General features: G+C 71.9%; 14 protein-coding genes. 5 read left to right on the top strand and 9 right to left on the bottom strand.

The genetic code is table 11. From position 1 onward, the window contains the following. Positions 1-5: 5 nt before the first annotated feature. Together SM447_RS15995 and pruA are read right to left on the bottom strand one after the other, a co-directional pair. Positions 6-521, bottom strand: coding sequence for a PadR family transcriptional regulator (locus SM447_RS15995; RefSeq protein ID WP_474573578.1), 516 nt, complete (start codon positions 519-521; stop codon positions 6-8). Between the two features lie 222 nt (positions 522-743). Then, positions 744-2,372 carry an L-glutamate gamma-semialdehyde dehydrogenase gene (pruA, locus tag SM447_RS15990; protein ID WP_474573577.1) on the bottom strand — a complete coding sequence of 543 codons (1,629 nt, stop codon included), beginning with the start codon at positions 2,370-2,372 and terminating at the stop codon, positions 744-746. Positions 2,373-2,656: 284 nt separating this feature from the next. Between pruA and SM447_RS15985 the strand changes: the two genes are divergently transcribed. Further along, on the top strand, positions 2,657-3,682 hold the full coding sequence (locus SM447_RS15985) for a hypothetical protein (RefSeq protein ID WP_474573576.1): 1,026 nt from the start codon (positions 2,657-2,659) through the stop codon (positions 3,680-3,682). Positions 3,683-3,699: 17 nt separating this feature from the next. Here SM447_RS15985 and SM447_RS15980 read toward each other — a convergent pair whose 3' ends face one another. Beyond that, on the bottom strand, positions 3,700-4,218 hold the full coding sequence (locus SM447_RS15980; protein WP_474573575.1) for a DUF6912 family protein: 519 nt from the start codon (positions 4,216-4,218) through the stop codon (positions 3,700-3,702). A 219-nt stretch (positions 4,219-4,437) separates the two neighbouring features. Here SM447_RS15980 and SM447_RS15975 point away from each other — a divergent pair, with 219 nt between their 5' ends. Both SM447_RS15975 and SM447_RS15970 read left to right on the top strand, forming a co-directional pair. Next, on the top strand, positions 4,438-4,665 hold the full coding sequence (locus SM447_RS15975) for a helix-turn-helix domain-containing protein (protein ID WP_474573574.1): 228 nt from the start codon (positions 4,438-4,440) through the stop codon (positions 4,663-4,665). A gap of 118 nt (positions 4,666-4,783) precedes the next feature. Continuing rightward, positions 4,784-5,440: an Rv3235 family protein gene (locus tag SM447_RS15970; RefSeq protein WP_474573573.1), complete on the top strand. Its 657-nt coding sequence runs from the start codon at positions 4,784-4,786 to the stop codon at positions 5,438-5,440. A gap of 111 nt (positions 5,441-5,551) precedes the next feature. Here SM447_RS15970 and secA read toward each other — a convergent pair whose 3' ends face one another. Beyond that, complete coding sequence (gene secA, locus SM447_RS15965) at positions 5,552-8,479, bottom strand: preprotein translocase subunit SecA (RefSeq protein WP_474573572.1); 2,928 nt, start codon at positions 8,477-8,479, stop codon at positions 5,552-5,554. A gap of 161 nt (positions 8,480-8,640) precedes the next feature. Between secA and SM447_RS15960 the strand changes: the two genes are divergently transcribed. Together SM447_RS15960 and SM447_RS15955 are read left to right on the top strand one after the other, a co-directional pair. Continuing rightward, positions 8,641-9,795: a GNAT family N-acetyltransferase gene (locus SM447_RS15960; protein ID WP_474573610.1), complete on the top strand. Its 1,155-nt coding sequence runs from the start codon at positions 8,641-8,643 to the stop codon at positions 9,793-9,795. Continuing rightward, positions 9,792-10,979: a GNAT family N-acetyltransferase gene (locus SM447_RS15955; RefSeq protein ID WP_474573571.1), complete on the top strand. Its 1,188-nt coding sequence runs from the start codon at positions 9,792-9,794 to the stop codon at positions 10,977-10,979. Before SM447_RS15960 ends, SM447_RS15955 begins: the two co-directional genes overlap by 4 nt. A 69-nt stretch (positions 10,980-11,048) precedes the next feature. Here the strand turns inward: SM447_RS15955 and hpf are convergent, their stop codons facing one another. The 5 genes from hpf to mtrA all read right to left on the bottom strand — a co-directional run bounded on the left by hpf (position 11,049) and on the right by mtrA (position 16,886). Next, positions 11,049-11,678, bottom strand: coding sequence for a ribosome hibernation-promoting factor, HPF/YfiA family (gene hpf / locus SM447_RS15950; RefSeq protein WP_474573570.1), 630 nt, complete (start codon positions 11,676-11,678; stop codon positions 11,049-11,051). A 247-nt stretch (positions 11,679-11,925) separates the two neighbouring features. Then, positions 11,926-12,588, bottom strand: a complete 663-nt coding sequence (locus tag SM447_RS15945) for a ComF family protein (protein WP_474573609.1) — start codon at positions 12,586-12,588, stop codon at positions 11,926-11,928. Between the two features lie 42 nt (positions 12,589-12,630). Further along, positions 12,631-14,430 carry an LpqB family beta-propeller domain-containing protein gene (locus SM447_RS15940; RefSeq protein WP_474573569.1) on the bottom strand — a complete coding sequence of 600 codons (1,800 nt, stop codon included), beginning with the start codon at positions 14,428-14,430 and terminating at the stop codon, positions 12,631-12,633. Continuing rightward, positions 14,427-16,184: an MtrAB system histidine kinase MtrB gene (gene mtrB, locus SM447_RS15935; RefSeq protein WP_474573568.1), complete on the bottom strand. Its 1,758-nt coding sequence runs from the start codon at positions 16,182-16,184 to the stop codon at positions 14,427-14,429. The genes SM447_RS15940 and mtrB overlap by 4 nt, the downstream gene beginning before the upstream one ends. A gap of 12 nt (positions 16,185-16,196) precedes the next feature. Beyond that, positions 16,197-16,886: an MtrAB system response regulator MtrA gene (gene mtrA, locus SM447_RS15930; RefSeq protein WP_474573567.1), complete on the bottom strand. Its 690-nt coding sequence runs from the start codon at positions 16,884-16,886 to the stop codon at positions 16,197-16,199. Positions 16,887-17,037 lie beyond the last annotated feature (151 nt).

Genomic DNA, 17,037 nt, shown 5'->3' with positions numbered 1-17,037 from the left:
TGCGGTCAGCTGACGGCGGCGCTCTTGAGCCAGGACAGGGCGGCCCGGTGGTACGCCACGGCGAACTCCAGGGCGCTCGCGTCGTACGTGTCGCCTTCCTTCTTGGCGTTCTTGACCTGCTCGCGAACCCGGGCGAGCGCGTCCGTGTGGTACTCGTTGGCCGCGGCCTGAAGGTTCTTCAGCTGCGTCGGGGAGTGCAGGTCCCCGAAGGCGATGCGCAGGGCGATCGGGTTGCGGATGGTGTCCCGCCCCGGGTCTTCGGCCAGCCAGCGGGAGAATGTCCGTTTCCCGGCTGCCGTGATCGCGTACGGCTGACTCATCCGCGGCCCGGGCTTGCCCAGCCGGACGAGACCTCGGTCGGCCAGCACCGGCAACTCACGGTAGACCTGGCTGCGGGTCATCGACCAGTACGGCGCCAGCCGGCGCTCGGCGGCGGCCATCAACTGGCCACCTGTCATGGGACCCTCATGGAGCAGCCCGAGCAGGGCCGCCGCCGTGGGGTTCACTCCGGATTCCGCCATGCCCCTCACGCTGCCACTTTGCTGGGCCGGCGTCCAGGATTTCCCTTTTTCGCCACCCATTGGGGTTTCCTATGTGCACTGTCGGCGCGCGACGGTCCATCAGCGTCGGCCCGGCAGGGCCGCCCCCGGCCGCCCCCGGCCCGGTTTCCCGGGCGCGGGGTCGACAAGGGCCCCTCCTGTCACACCATTCACGGCGTCGGGCGGGGGGCGGGTGTTACATCCTCAGCCCATGTGCGGGTAGGTGTGGTCGGTCGGGGGGACGAACGTCTCCTTGATCGTCCGAGGCGACATCCAGCGGACCAGGTTGTGCCAGGAGCCGGCCTTGTCGTTGGTCCCGCTGGCGCGGGCGCCGCCGAACGGCTGCTGCCCGACCACCGCGCCGGTCGGCTTGTCGTTGATGTAGAAGTTGCCGGCCGCGTACCGCATCTTCTCCGCCACCGCGTCGACCACCCGGCGGTCGGTGGCGAAGATCGACCCGGTGAGTGCGTACGGGGCGATCGCCTCTGCCTGGGTGACCACCTCGTCGAAGCGGGCGTCGTCGAAGACGTGCACGCCGAGGATGGGACCGAAGTACTCGGTGGTGAACGTCTCGTGTGCCGGGTCGCCGCACTCGAAGATCGTCGGCCGGACGAACCAGCCGACCGAGTCGTCGGCGGTGCCACCGGCGATGATCCGGCAACTGTCGTCGGCGGAGATCAGTTCCAACGCCGCGGTGTGCCGGGAGAACGCCTTGTCGTCGATGACCGCGCCGCCGAAGTTGCTGAAGTCGGTGACGTCGCCGTAGGCCAGCCCGTCCGCGGTCGCGGCCAGCCGGTCACGCAGGCCACCCTCCCACAGCGAGCGCGGCACGTACGCCCGGGAGGCGGCCGAGCACTTCTGGCCCTGGTACTCGAAGGCCCCCCGGATCAGCGCGGTGTGCAGCGCGTCGATGTCGGCGCTGGAGTGGGCCACCACGAAGTCCTTGCCCCCGGTCTCGCCGACCAGCCTCGGGTAGCCGCGGTAGCTCGCGATGTTCTCCCCGACGGTGCGCCAGAGGTGCTGGAAGACCTTGGTGGACCCGGTGAAGTGGATGCCGGCCAGGTCGGGGTCGGCCAGCACCACGTCGGAGACCTCCTCGCCGCGGCCGGTCACCATGTTGATCACGCCGGGCGGCAGGCCGGCCGCCTCGAACAGCCGCATGGTGAAGTGCGCGGCGAACTGCTGGGTGGGGCCCGGCTTCCAGACCACCGTGTTGCCGAGCAGGGCCGGCGCCGAGGGCAGGTTGCCGGCGATGGCGGTGAAGTTGAACGGGGTGACCGCGTAGACGAAGCCCTCCAGCGGCCGGTGGTCGAAGCGGTTCCACACACCGGGCGAGGACATCGGCTGCTCGGCCAGCAGTTTGCGGGCGAAGTGCACGTTGAACCGCAGGAAGTCGATGAACTCGCAGGCCGAGTCGATCTCGGCCTGTACGGCGGTCTTCGACTGGCCGAGCATGGTGGCCGCGTTGAGGGTGTCCCGCCACGGTCCGGCGAGCAGTTCGGCGGCGCGCAGGAAGATCGCGGCCCGTTCCTCGAAGGGCAGCGCACGCCAACCCGGCGCGGCGTCCTTGGCGGCCTTGACCGCGGCACGCGCGTCGTCGTGGGTGGCGTGCCCGGTCACCCCGAGCACGTGAGCGTGCCGGTGCGGCTGCACCACCTGGATCGGCTCGCCGCCGGCCATCCGCTGTTCGCCCGCGATGGTCATCGGCAGGTCGATGCGTTCGGCGGCCAGTTCGGTGAGTCGCCGCTGGAGACGTTCGCGGTCGGTGCTACCCGGCTCATAGGTGCGCACCGGCTCATTGCGTGGCTCGGGTACGGAGAACACGGCGTCCATCAGGGCTCCTGGCGATCTCGACGGCGGTGGCGAAACCGGCCCCGCGGCGGCGGGACCTGCGCCAATCTTCCCACGCCCCGCGTCGGTCGATCACACCCCGGCCACACGGAGACCATTGATCAGGAAGCGACTCACGGCCACCGGCACCGATTCGTACCCGAAGGGGGCATCTCACCGAAGGAATGCAGGCCACGCGGGCTTCGGGTGCCCCTCCCTCCCGGCCGCGTACGCTGGGTTGCCGTGGACGTTCCGGCCCGGTCGGGCCCGGTGATGAAGGGGAGACGATGAGCAACGAGCCCGGTGGGTCGACCGCCGCTCAGCCCGACTCATCCGCGACCGCCGTCCCGGGCGTCGGCGACCACACCGACGCCGATCGCCCGGCCCCCGCACCGGGAGCACCGGTGCTGGCGTTGCTGGCGGCCGGCTGGCTGGCCGCGATGCTCTGGTCGACCCGCGAGGCCATCGGCTCGGCGACGGCGGGCGTCACCGCGGTCAGTCTCTCGGCCTTCGCGCTGCCCGGCGTGATCTCGGCGGCGCTGGTGGCCGGCGCGGCCGTCGGGCTGGCCGTCGGCGAACCGGTCGCCCGCCGAACCGGGCGGGTCACGCTGCGCTTCGCGGCGACGCTCGGCGCCGGCCTGCTGGTGGGGCTGCTCGCCGCGCTCGCGATCGACCTCACCTACGCGGGCGACGTCACCACCCGCACGATCGCCGGCACCACGGCCGCGGCGGCCGTCATCGGCGGCGCACTCGCCGGTGCCCGCAACGGGGCCGTGGTCGGTGCCGTGGCCACCGCCGCGCTGGGGGCGCTGATCTTCGTGGTGGCCTTCAGCGTGGCCCGGGATCCACTGTTCAACCTCTTCGGCGCCGGCGACAGTCAGCAGTCGCTGTTCCGGGCGGCCGGCTGGGTCTCCCGGACCGAGTCCCTGCTGGCCGGGCTCATCGCCGGTGCGCTGGCCTTCGGTTACCTCACCTGGGCCCGGCGTCGGGCCGTACGCGACGGCGGCGAGCCCGGGCTGCGCTGGCCGGCGTACCTGGTGGCGGGCGCGGGGGCGGGACTCCTGCTCCTGCTCACCGAGGTGATCATCCGGATCGGTGGGCGCTCGCTGATCGACCTGGCCGCCGCGCTCAGCGACGCCGACGCGGTGGCGCAGACCTCGCTCGGCACGTCGCGGGTGGACAACGCCATCTGGGTGCTCTTCGTCGGCGCCCTGACCGCCGTGGTCAGCTTCGGCCGGACGCTCGGCACGCCCGACGACGACGAGGCGTCCCCGGCGGCCGGCCACGGCGAGGCCGGTGACGACCGCCCCTGACGGCGGTGGTGCGGCGGTCAGTTCTCGGTGGCGGCGGCGCGTAGCAACGACTCCAGTTCGCTCGGGTCGTACCACTCCAGTTCGTGGTCCTCGGCGCCGTCGACGGTGAACTGCGCGTCGGGGTCACCGGCCAACGCCTCCAGCACCACCTGGACGGCCGCGGCGACGTCGTCGGCGGCGTCCACCCCGTCCACGTGGACGGCCGCGACGGCGGCGACGGGCACCGGCGCGCGCAACTCCACCACGCTGGATCCCAGTTCCCCGTCGCCCCGACCGATCGTCGTCGACGGTAGGTCCGCCGAGACGACCACCCGTCGACGCGGCGCGGCCGGGTCGTGGCGGATCAGTTGAAGGGCGTCCTGGGCGGCGCGGGTGAAGGCGACGTACTCCAACTCCTCCTCGTCGCCCTCCGCGTACCACTCGCGCAGCATCGGGGTCACCGCGTGCGCCTGCGTGGCGGCGAGGCCGTGCTCCGGCAGCCGGCCCAGCATCGGCACGGTCGCCGGCACGTAGACCCGGACAAGCTCGTCGGTCACTGCTCTCCCCCGCTCTGCTCCGTCCGCCGGCGACACCGCCGGCCGGGACGTACGGCCGTGCCGTTCGCCCTGACCGTCATACACCTCGTACCGCTCTCGTGGAAGTTCCGGCCGTGAGCCGGTGTGTCCGTCGGGACGTCACCCGGGGGCGGGACGGATTGGTCGCGAGCGTTGACCGGTGGCAAACTGAGGCGAACGACGTCAACCCGGGGAGTTTCGGTGGAACCGAGGTTCCTGCTCCTGTCCGACGTGGCCACCGAGCTCAACGTGTCGGATTCGCAGGTCTACCACATGGTGCGCAGCGGCGAGCTGCCCGCGATCAAGATCGGTGGCCGGGGGCAGTGGCGCGTCGAGCGGGCCCGCCTGGAGGAGTACATCCAACGCAAGTACGCGGAGACCGCCGAGTGGGTGCGCGACAACCCGCTGGCCGAACGCGATCCCGAGTAACGGTAGGACCACACCACGGCATTGACCGTCAGCTCTGTCATGTTCGAGAATCAGACCTGTCGAAGGCAAACGCAAGCAAACGCAGACTAATGACGGTTAGACGGCAGGGGGCAGCGCGATGACCGACCTCCGGAGACCCGGGCCAGCACGCCCACCCGTGCGGTTGCGTCCCGCGCCGGCCTTCGAGCCGCCCTTCCTCGACGAGGTCACCACCGACTGGCCCCGCCCGGCGGACGGTCAGCTCGCCCTCGACCTCTTCGCCCCCGGTCGCCGGTGGCCGGCGGGAAGCGGACCGGATCGGCCGGCCGGGCCACGGGTCACCACGGGATCCGGCAGCCGGCCGGGTGGGTCCGTCGACCGCGGCCAGGCCTCCTCGTCGAGGGCCGGGCAGGCGCCGGCCCGGCACCTGCCGACCGGGGCACTCGCCACGGCCACCCCGGCGGCCACCCGGATCGCCCACCGCTTCGTCGCCACCTGCCTGGAGGTGGTCAACGGCTTCCGGCCTCCGGTGCAGCTACGGCGTCAACTCGATCCCACCCGGGCCGCGGTGCTGCTACCCGAACTGGCCCGCGCCACCGCCCGCGCGGCAACGCCCCGACGACGCTCGGCACGCCCCGGGGTCCGGCTGCGTCGGCTCCGCGTCTGCGAGCCTCGCCCGGCCGCCGTCGAGGCCGCCGCGGTGCTCACCGGGGCCGGTGACCGTAGCTGGGCGATGGCGTTGCGCCTGGAGCACCGGCGCGGCAGCTGGCTCTGTACGGATCTGCGGGTCCTCTGACGTTCGCCGGCTCACGGGCCGAACGGGATCGTGCCCGATCCCTGATCGAGTGGCCGTGTTCGCGGGGGCCACTCGATCCGGGATCGAGCACGATCGTCCTAGCCGGGTTTCCTAGCTGGCCGAGGTACCGCCGGGGGCACCGTGGCAGCGCTTGTACTTGCGACCGGAGCCGCACGGGCACGGCGCGTTGCGGGACGGGCCGTTGCTGGCACTCGCCTGCCCCGGGGCCGGCTGACGGGCCGCGCCGACCGGGACCGCCGGGCCACGCAGGCCGCCTGCCGGACGCTGCGGCGCGTTCGGTGCCGTCCGTCCCGGTGCGGCCGGAGTGGCCGGATCCGGGCGGCCGATGCCGAGCGCGGGCGCCCGCTGCTCCTCACGCTGCACGGCGACGCCACCAGCGCCAGCCTCACCGTCGATGGTCGGTGCGGAGTACTGGAGCCCCTGCTGCTGCGGCGCACGGCCCAGGCCCTTGGCCCGGATCTCCACCGGCTTGTCCAGCAGCTGGACCTCTTCGGCCTCGGGCTCCGGCTCGTTGACCTGCACCTCGAGGTTGTAGAGGAAGCCGACGGTCTCCTCCTTGATGCCCTCCATCATGGTGGCGAACATGTCGAAGCCCTCGCGCTGGTACTCCACCACCGGGTCGCGCTGGGCGTACGCCCGCAGCGAGATGCCCTCCTGGAGGTAGTCCATCTCGTAGAGGTGCTCGCGCCACTTGCGGTCGATGACCTGGAGCAGCACCATCCGTTCCAGCTGCCGGGTGCCCTCGGCGCCGAGCTGCTCCTCACGCCGGTCGTACGCCGCGTGCGCGTCCTCCTTGAGCCGGGCCACCAGGAAATCGGCGTCGATGCTGGCCCGCGACCCGCCGGCCTCCTCCTCCAGCTCCTCGATGGTGACGCCCACCGGGTAGAGCTGCTTGAGGCTGGACCACAGCTGCTCGAGATCCCAGTCCTCGGCGTAGCCGTCCGAGGTGGCCCCCCGCACGTACGCCTCGACGGTGTCGTCGATCATGTTGCGCACCTGGTCGGAGAGGTCCTCGCCGTTGAGTACGCGCAGCCGCTCGGCGTAGATCACCTGGCGCTGCTTGTTCATGACCTCGTCGTACTTGAGGACGTTCTTCCGGATCTCGGCGTTCTGCCCCTCGATCTGGGCCTGCGCGCTCTTGATCTGGCGGGTGACCATCTTCGACTCGATGGGCACGTCCTCCGGGATGTTGAAGCGGTCCATGACCGCCTCCACCGCACCGGAGCGGAACCGCTTCATCAGCTCGTCCTGCAGGGACAGGTAGAACCGCGACTCACCCGGGTCACCCTGCCGGCCGGACCGGCCGCGCAGCTGGTTGTCGATCCGCCGGGACTCGTGCCGCTCCGTGCCCAGCACGTAGAGCCCACCGGCGGCGGCGACCTCCTCGGCCTCGGCGTCGCAGGCCTGCTTCCACTTCGGCAGGACCTCTTCGAGCGCCTTGTCGTACTCCTCGGCGTTCTCCAGCGGGTCCAGGCCGCGCTGGCGCAGCTCGCTGGCCGCGAGGAACTCGGGGTTGCCGCCGAGCAGGATGTCGGTGCCTCGACCGGCCATGTTCGTGGCCACCGTGACCGCGCCCTTGCGACCGGCCTGGGCGACGATCTCCGCCTCCCGGGCGTGGAACTTCGCGTTGAGCACCGAGTGCGGGATGCCCCGGCGGCGCAGCAGTTGGGACAGGATCTCGGAGTTCTCCACCGAGACGGTGCCGACCAGTACCGGCTGCCCGGCCTGGTGGCGCTCGGCGATGTCCTCGATCACCGCGTTGAACTTGGCCTTCTCGGTCTTGTAGATCACGTCGGCCCGGTCCTCCCGGACCATCGGCCGGTGGGTCGGGATGGTCACCACGCCGACCTTGTAGACCTTGTTGAACTCGCCCGCCTCGGTCTGTGCGGTACCGGTCATGCCGGCGAGCTTGTCGTAGAGGCGGAAGTAGTTCTGCAGGGTGATGGTGGCCAGGGTCTGGTTCTCCTGCTTGATCTCCACCCCCTCCTTGGCCTCGATCGCCTGGTGCATGCCCTCGTTGTAGCGGCGACCGTGCAGGATGCGGCCGGTGAACTCGTCGACGATCAGGACCTCGCCGTCGCTGACGATGTAGTCCTTGTCGCGCTTGTAGAGCTCCTTGGCCTTGATCGCGTTGTTCAGGTAGCCGACCAGCGGAGTGTTCACCGACTCGTAGAGGTTGTCGATGCCGAGCCGGTCCTCGACCTTGGCCACGCCCCGCTCGGTCACCGCGATGGTGCGCTTGGCGTAGTCGACCTCGTAGTCGCCCTCGCCGTCCTTGCCCGCCTGGAGGCGGGCGACCACGGCGGCGAACTCGCCGTACCAGCGGGCGGAGTGCTCGGCCGGACCGGAGATGATCAGCGGCGTACGGGCCTCGTCGATCAGGATCGAGTCGACCTCGTCGACCACGGCGAAGTTGTGACCCCGCTGGACCAGCTCATCCTTCGACCAGGCCATGTTGTCGCGCAGGTAGTCGAAGCCGAACTCGTTGTTCGTGCCGTAGGTGATGTCGCACTCGTAGGCCGCACGGTGCTCGACAGCCGGCCGGTTGGGCAGCACCACGCCGACGGTCAGCCCGAGGAACTCGTGCACCCGTCCCATCCACGCGGCGTCACGCTGGGCCAGGTAGTCGTTGACCGTGACCACGTGCACGCCCTTGCCGGACAGCGCGTTGAGATAGACCGGCATCACCGAGGTCAGGGTCTTGCCCTCACCGGTCTTCATCTCGGCGATGTTGCCGAAGTGCAGCGCCGCGCCACCCATCACCTGCACGTCGTACGGCCGCTGGCCGAGCACCCGCGCCGCCGCCTCCCGACACACCGCGAACGCCTCGGGGAGCAGGTCGTCCAGGGTCTCGCCCTCGGCGAGCCGCTCCCGGAAGTGCTCGGTCATGTCGCGCAGCTCATCGTCGGTGAGGTTGACGTAGTCGTCCTCGATCGAGTTGACGGCGGCGGCGATCGCCTTGAGGCGGCGCACCATGCGCCCCTCGCCCGCGCGGAGGAACTTTTCAAGAATCGACACGGATCAACGCTCCCCTAGACAGTCTCGAACCATCGTAGGCGTTCCATCGGGCCGATGGTCACTGGTGGCGGGGGTCTGCCACCGCGAAACCGACATAACACTCCCAGCTCCGGTTCGTGTCCCGGTTATCCGGTTACGCCGTGGGCGAACGATCCGGCACGATGGCTCGGGTGGAGCCCGTGGAGATCACCGAGGACGGTCTGGTACTGCGGCCGTGGCGTGACACCGACGTCGATGCCGTGTACCGCGCCTGCCAGGATCCGGACATCCAACGCTGGAGCGCCCTTCCCCGCCCGTACCGGCAGGAACATGCCCGGCGGTTCGTCGCCGACCGGGCCCGCCAGTGGGAACTGGGCACCGGCGCACCCTTCGCGGTCTGCGACGCCGCCACCGGCGAGCTGCTGGGTTCCTGCGGGCTGCACACGATCGACCGCAACCACGAGCTCAGCGAGATCGGGTACTGGACCGCCCCGTGGGCGCGTGGACAGGGCGTCGCCGTCCGCGCCGTCCGCGCCGTCGCCCGGTGGGCCTTCGACGAGCTCAAGCTGCGGCGGCTGGTCTGGGGCGCCCCGGTGGGCAACCACGCCTCCCGACTGGTCGCCCTGCGATCCGGGGTCCGGATCGAGGGACGACTGCGGGCCGCCGACGCGAAGTACGCCACCCACGAGTGGTTCGGCTCGTTGCTGCCCGGCGACGTGCCGGCTCCCGGCGAGGTCGACCCGGCCGGACCGGGCACGCTGGAGGCCCGCCGCGCGGCGGTCTTCGGTCGGCCGCAACCGACCCTGTTCGCCACCGCCGGCGGGCACGAGCTGAGCCTGCGCCCGACGGAGGAGCGCGACCTCGACGCGATCGTCGCCACCTGCCGGGATCCGGAGACGCTGCGCTGGACGACCGTCCCGGAGGGCTACCAGCGGACGGACGCCGAGGAGTTCCTGACCTTCGTGCGCACCGCCTGGGCCGCGGGCACCTGCGCGTCCTTCGTCATCGCCGACGCCGCCGACCAGTGCGCCGGCTCGATCGACCTGCGGCTGTCGGCCGCCGACCCGCTGCTGGCGGACGTCGGCTTCATGACCGCGCCACACGCCCGGGGTCGGGGCTACCAACCGGCAGCGTTGACGGCGCTCTGCGCCTGGGGCTTCACCACCCTCGGGCTGGCCCGGATCGAATGGCGGGCCAACGTCGGCAACGTCGCCTCCCGGCGGACTGCCGAGAAGGCCGGCTTCGTACTCGAGGGCACCGCCCGCGCGGCCCTCAACCACCGCGGCACCCGGGTCGACGCCTGGGTCGGCGCCCTGCTCGCGGAGGATCTGTCATGAGCGAGCGGAGCGTCGACCCAGCGCCCCGGGAGCCCCAGGCCGGTGCGCAGCGCAGCGGCGGGTCGGGCTTGAGCGAACGGCAGCGGATCGAGGCGTTCGGGGTGCGGCTGCGGCCGTTCCGCCTCGACGACGTGGCCGACGTCGCCGCCGGCTGCGCCGATCCGCTCACCCAGCGGTTCCTCGACGGCCTGCCCGACCCGTACACCGAGGCGGACGCCCGTTGGTGGATCACCCAGGGCGCACCGGCCGCCTTCGCCAGCGGCGGGGCCGCGTACGCCGTCGCCGATCCGGCGACCGACCGGCTGCTCGGCACCGTGGGCCTGAGCAATTACGTGTCGCAGCGCGGCCAGGCCGAGATCGGCTACTGGGTCGCACCGTGGGCGCGGGGTCGGGGGGTGGCCACCGCCGCCACCCGGGCCCTGTCCGAGCACGCCTTCGCCGGCGGCACCGCCCGGCTGGAGCTGGTCACCGACGTGGAGAACGCGGCCAGCCAGCGGGTCGCGCTGGCCGCCGGGTTCCGACCCGAGGGGGTACGCCGCTCCGCCACACCCGTGCGGGGCGGCGGCCGGCGGGACCTGACGGTGTGGGTACGGCTCGCCGACGACCCGCCCGGGCCGTCGGAGCGCCCGCTGCCGGACCTGCCCGAGGGCCGACTCACCGACGGGGTGATTGTGCTGCGCCGGCTCGGACCGGACGACGCCGAGCAGTCGTACCGCCTGCACACCGACCCGGAGGTGGCGGCCAGCCGGGTTCCGCCGGGGGCACCGACCCGGGACGAGGTGGAGCGGCGGTGCGCCGCCGCGGAGAGTCAGTGGCTGGTCGGCACCGCCGCGGCCCTGACCCTGCTCGACGCCGCCTCCGGGGACTTCGTCGGCAACTGCACGCTCGTCTACGACCAGCCCGCCAGCGGCCAGGCGATGCTCGGCTACAGCCTGCTGCCGCAGTGGCGTGGACGCGGCTACGCCACCCGGGCGGTACGACTGCTCACCCGGTGGGGGTTCGAGCAGGTCGGCCTGTCCCGGTTGTGGGCCGGCACCCTGCCGGAGAACGCGGCCTCCCAGCGGGTACTGGAGAAGGCCGGTTTCCGGCGGGAAGGGCTGTTGCGTGGCCGGTTGCCCGGCGCCGCCGGCAGCCGGGCCGACTCGACGCTCTACGGCCTGCTGCGGACGGATCTGCCGGGCTGACGCGCGGCGTCATGTCACCCGCCGGTGGCGGCTCGGGTCGGTGGGTGCCGACCCGAGCCGCCGCCACGGTCAGATGTCCAGCGAGATGATGCCGTAGTCGTAGGCGTGCCGCCGGTAGACCACGCTCGGCCGACCGGATTCCTTGTCCTGGAAGAGATAGAAGTCGTGGCCCACCAGTTCCATCTGGAACAGGGCGTCGTCGATGGTCATCGGCTCGGCGGGGTGCACCTTCTCCCGGGCGATGTGCCACGGCTGGTCGTCGTCGTACTCCTCCTCGGGCCGCTCGGCCACCGCGGTGGCGGTGCTGGTCTCCGCGGGGGCGGCCAGCGCCGGCAGATCCGTCACCGGCAGGCCGGCGGTGGCGGCGGCCACCGACAGTGGCGCGTGCCGGCCACGGTGCACCCGGCGCCGGTCGGCCGCGCGGCGCAACCGGGAGTCGAGCTTGGCGATCGCCGCGTCCAGAGCACTGTAGAAGTCGCTGGTGCAGGCCTCCGCCCGGATCACCGGGCCGCGGGAGTAGCAGGTGATCTCCACCCGCTGGCAGTGGTCGGCCTGGCGCGGATTGCGCTCGTGGAACAGTTCGACATCGACACGAATGAGCTTGTGGTCGTAGCGTTCGATCTTCGCGAGCTTGTCTGCTACGTGCACCCGGTAATGGTCCGGCACTTCGACGTTACGGCCCTTGACCACGATGTCCACGTGACCTCCCTCGTTCGGACGGTCTTCGATCCGGAACTCCGGTCGCGCCCGGGGACGGCCCCATTCGGCGTCGACCGGTCAATACGGCTACGCCTCCTCTCACCGCCGGGAGCGGGTGGGATGGCCTTCCTACCCCCGACAGCCAAACGCTAACTCCTGTTAGCCCGACAGTCACCCCCGGTTGCCAAGACCGCCCGGAGAATTTCCACACCTCATACACGAAGGGGTGAAACGGAAACACGATCGGTCACTGTTGGTGCCTTTTCCGTGTCGCGGCCAGCACCGCCGTAGCCGACGGCGACAGCCCGTGCGCGGTCAGCACGCGACTCACCGCCGCGAGGGTGGCTCCGGTGGTGATGATGTCGTCCAGCAGCACCACGGTCGAACCGGAGGGAGCCGGCCGGGTGCCCGACCGGGGCTGGAAGGCGGTGGTGGCCGCCGCCGCCCGACCGGCGCTGTCGAGCGTGACCGAGTCCGGTCGCGGCGCGGCGCGTACCGCCTGGTGCACCCGCACCGGCCAACCCGCTGCCCGTAGCCGGCGGGCGCAGTGCCGGGTCAGCCGACCGAGATGATCGCCGTAGCGGGCCCGGGCCGCCGCCGGGGTGTCCGGCACCGGCACCAGCAGCACCGGCCCCGCCGGTACGACCGCCGCCGCGACCACCTCGGCGAGCAGGGCGCCGAGCGGACGGGCCAGGGCGTGCCGACCGTGTTCCTTGTACGCCAGCAGCGTCTCCCGCAGCGGCCCGCCGTACGCGCCCAAGGCGTGACAGGGCGGCAGGCCCGGTGGGGCCGGGACGGGGCGCACCGGGCCGGGGCGCAGCGCCCGCAGTGCGGTGACGCAGTCCGGGCAGACACCCTGCCGCAGCCCCGCGCGGCGTGCCCGGCAGCCGGCGCACTCGGCGGGCAGCACCAGGTCGGCCAGGTCCGCCCAGAGCCCGCCCGACACGGCGGCTCAGTAGAGGAAGACGGGCGCGGTGGGGTTGCCCGGGCGCACGCCGGCCGGCGGCGGCGTCACGTCCTGGACCTGGTCGCGGTTGATCCGCTCGAACGGGTTGCTGCGGTACGCGACCCCGTTCGCCTCGTACATGAACGAACCGGCCAGCGGGGACCGCTCGGGGGTGGCGGGGTACGCGGCGAGGTGGTCGACCTGGGTGCCGGTGTCCTCCCGCAGCGGGGTCTCCACGGCGCCGTCCACGCTCACGTCGTAGATCGCCGGCCGGCCGGCCGAGCCGGCCACCAGGAGCCGGTTCGGCGTCGACCAGTCCACCGCGGTGGCGTCGGTCAGCGAGCTGACCAGCCGTCGGGCCGGGCCCACGGTGGGCACGCCACCCTCCCAGTTGATCGCGGCGACGTGCAGCGTCCCGTCGACGATCAGTGCGATCCGGTGCCCGTCCAGCGCGGCCGCCACCGCGGTGACCCGACCCGGCAGACCGAGCTGGACCTGCCGGACCGCCGCCTGGTCGTCGAAGCGGTAGAGCCGGCCGTCGGCGACGACCAGGCCGGCCGGCCGGGGGCCGTCGCTGCGGATCCAGACCGGGCGGCTCATCGCGGCGAACCCGGTGCCCCCGGGGGTGAGGGTCTCCACCACACCGTCGCCGCGCCCCACCGCGAGCCGCTGCCGCCCGTCCGCGCCGGCCACGACCACGGCGGCGAGGACGTCCGTGTCGGCGCGGCGCAGCCCGGCGGCGACGATGTCGCGGTTCACCTCGGGTGCCACCGGCACCGAGCCGGCGGGCTCGCCGGGCACGGCCAGCGAATGGATGGCCCCCTCGTACACGCAGTAACGTCGGGCGTTGAGGTCGATCGAGTCCTGCGGGTTGAGCCTGCGCTGTTCCTCGAGGTCGATGATTTTTCGGGACTGGTTGAGGATCTTGACTTCGAGGGTGCCGTCCAGCTCCGGCAGGGACCAGGCCAGCTGGGTGCCGAGCTGCTCCAGCCGTCCCTCGTCGGCACCCGGCATGTCGAGGTTGACCTCCCACCGTCCGTCCGACCCGGTGGCATTGTTGATCATTTCGGTGCGGTCGGGCAGACCGGAGACGCCGATCCGCAGCCACTCCGAGGGCCCAGCGGTCAACCATCGGATGACCTCGCTGACCCGGCGCTCGGCCGGCACGGCCAGGGAGAGGTACCGCTGGTCGGGTACGAGCCGGGTCCGGTCGGAGTTCCAGAAGTAGATCGGCTCCGCCTGGTAGAACCGGCGCAGCGCGTCGTCGCTGAGCAGCAGCAGGTTCGGCGGGTCGCTGACGTAGAAGCCGGCGTCGTCCTCGCCCACCGGGCCGGCGCTGACCAGCCGGAACTCGTACGTCGACTCGGTGGCCAGCGGCGGCACCAGCATGCCGTTGGCCCGCAGCAGGCCGACCTGCTGCACGCTGATGGTGACCTTCATGCTGTCGACGTCCGGTTCGATCACCGGATCGTCGGTGAGCCGCACCACCGACAGCGCCACCTCGCTGCCCTGCTTCTCCTGCAGTCCGTTCCGTTCGGAGGTCGCGATGAACCGCTTGACCCGCTCGTACGCCCGGTCCGGCTCGCCGGCCGCCGCGGCCAGGAAGTTGCGCACGAACGCCTCGGCGTCGCTACCGCTCGCCTCCCGGGTCGGCGGCTCCGTGCCACGCCCCAGCGACCAGTTCGTCTCGGCCGCCGGCCCGCGCTGTTCGATCTGCACCTCGGTGCGGTCCGGGATGCCGCAGCCGGCGGAGACGGCCATCACGAGGGCGCCGCCGAGGGCGCCGGTCAGCAGTCGCCGCCTCACGACCCCACCTCCGCGCGCCGCTGTTCCGCTGCCGACGCCGGACCGATGGCGAGCGTGCCGGCCGGGCCCGGCCCGATCGCCAGCAGACCTCCGGCGGGCGCGCCGCCGAACGGCAGCGTGGCGTCGGCCGGCACCAACCGCAGCGGAGAGGTGGTCAGCCGGTCACCGGCGCGCGCCGGCAGGGTGAGCCGGAACTGCGCGCCCTGCCCCGGGGCACCCCACGCCTCCAGCCAGCCGCCGTGCAGTCGGGCGTCCTCCAGACTGATCGACAGTCCCAGCCCGGTCCCGCCGGTCTGCCGGGCCCGCGACGGGTCGGCCCGCCAGAACCGGTTGAAGACGAGCTTCTCCTCGCCCGGCTTGAGCCCGACGCCGTGGTCGCGGACGGTCAGCGCGACGGCGGTCTCGTCCATCCCGAGCGTGATCCGCACCGGCCGGCCCTCGCCGTGCTCGACGGCGTTGCCGACCAGGTTCCGCAGCACCCGCTCGACCCGTCGCGGGTCGATCTCGGCGATCACCGGGGCGGTCGGTACGTCCAACTCGATGGCCACCCCGACCCGCTCGGCCAGGCCGGCCAGCCGGTCGGCCACCCGGTGGACCACCGGCACCAGGTCGGTCGGCTCGGCGTCGAGCACCGCGAACCCCGCGTCGAAGCGGCTGATCTCCAACAGGTCGGTCAGCAGTTCCTCGAACCGGTCCAGCTCGGCCTGGAGCAGTTCGGCGCTGCGCGCCACCGCGGGGTCGAACCCGTCGCGTTCGGCGAAGATCAGGTCGGCGGCCATCCGTACCGTGGTCAGCGGGGTACGCAGCTCGTGCGAGACGTCCGAGGTGAACCGCCGTTGCAGCCGGGACATCTCCTCCAGCCGCAGGATCTGCCGTTGCAGGTTGGTGGCCATCTGGTTGAACGACGCCGCCAGCAACGCCAGGTCGTCCTCACCGTTGACGGCCATCCGCTGGTCGAGCAGGCCGGCCGAGAGTCGCTGGGCGGTCCGGGCGGCCACCCGTACCGGGATCACCACGAGTCGGGTGACCAGGGCGGCGAGCAGGCCGAGCAGCAGCACCAGGGCGACCCCGGTCGCCACCACGGTGGCCCGCGCCTGTGCCGCGGTGGCGTCCTGCAGGGTCAGCGGCACGAAGTAGTAGAGCTCCACCTGACCGAACCGGGTCGGCACCGGCGAGCCGTAGACGAGGTACTTCGTCTCGGTGTCCCCGGTGAGCCGGCCGGTACGGATCTGGTTGGCCACGTTGCCGCCGGCCACCGCCGCGCGCAGCTCGGGACTGATCAGCGGTCGGACGTTCGCCGCCGGCGAGGTGCGCGGCTCGATCACCCCGGGCCAGTTCTCCGCGGTGAGGGCCACCACCACGCCGCTGTTCTGCTGCGGGTCGCCGCCGGCGAGGTAGTTGACCGTGCCGTCGATCGTCTCCTGGAGCTGCGCCTCCTGGGGCTGGCTGTAGAGGCTGAACTGCTTCGCCGCGTACTCGGCCCCGTTGAGCAGCCGCAACTGGACGTCGGTCTTGGCATTGTCCAGCAGGATGCTCGTGATCTTGTCGGCGATCAGGTAGGCGAAGCCGCCCACCAGCAGGCTGGAGGTCACCAGCGTGATGGTCACCACCCGCACCTGCAACGAACGCCGCCAGGTCTGGTGCAACCTCGCCAACGACCGGGTCACCCGACCGTTTACGCCACGCCACAACTCCCGCACGGCACCACGCCGGCGGGACGTCGGGTCGAGATCCGGGATCGGGGAGGTGGTCACAGTGCGACCAGGCTATCCGGTACCCGCCTTGTATCCCACGCCGCGCACGGTGAGGATGATTTCCGGTCGCTCCGGATCCGGCTCGATCTTGGCGCGCAGCCGCTGCACGTGCACGTTGACCAACCGGGTGTCCGCCGCGTGCCGATACCCCCAGACCTGCTCCAGCAGCACCTCCCGGGTGAAGACCTGACGCGGCTTGCGGGCCAGCGCGACCAGCAGGTCGAACTCCAGCGGCGTCAGCTTCACCTCCTCGCCGTTGCGGCTGACGGTGTGCGCCGGCACGTCGATGGAGATCTGGTTGCCGGGCGGGCCGATGGTGAGCAGTTCCGGCGCGGCGTCCTCACCGCGACGCAGCCGCGCCCGCATCCGGGCCACCAGTTCCTTGGGCTTGAACGGCTTGACCACGTAGTCGTCGGCACCCGACTCCAGGCCGAGCACGACGTCGACCGTGTCGCTCTTCGCGGTCAACATCACGATCGGCACCCCGGACTCACCCCGGATCGCCCGCGCCACGTCGATACCGCTCATTCCGGGCAGCATGAGGTCGAGCAGGACGATATCCGGTCGATTGTCACGGAACGCGGCCAGTGCCCGTTCCCCGTCCGCCACGAACGAGGGCATGAAGCCTTCGCTGCGCAGCACGATGCCGAGCATCTCGGCGAGCGCGGGGTCGTCGTCGACCACCAGTACCCGGGCTCTCATGGGGTTAATGGTTCCATCCCGTCAGTTCGGTGGGCTCGCGTCACCCGGCACGCTACTGCCGTCAGGTGCGCCGTGCCCAGCACCGCTCGGTTGTACCGCCCGCACGGGCCGCCCCCGGGGGCGGGTCTGCACCCGGGCCAACCGCGCGTGC

It is taken from the genome of Micromonospora aridisoli (assembly GCF_056150025.1).
The sequence above is the reverse complement of the archived record's forward strand: the minus strand, read 5'-3'. Positions and strand labels throughout refer to the sequence as shown.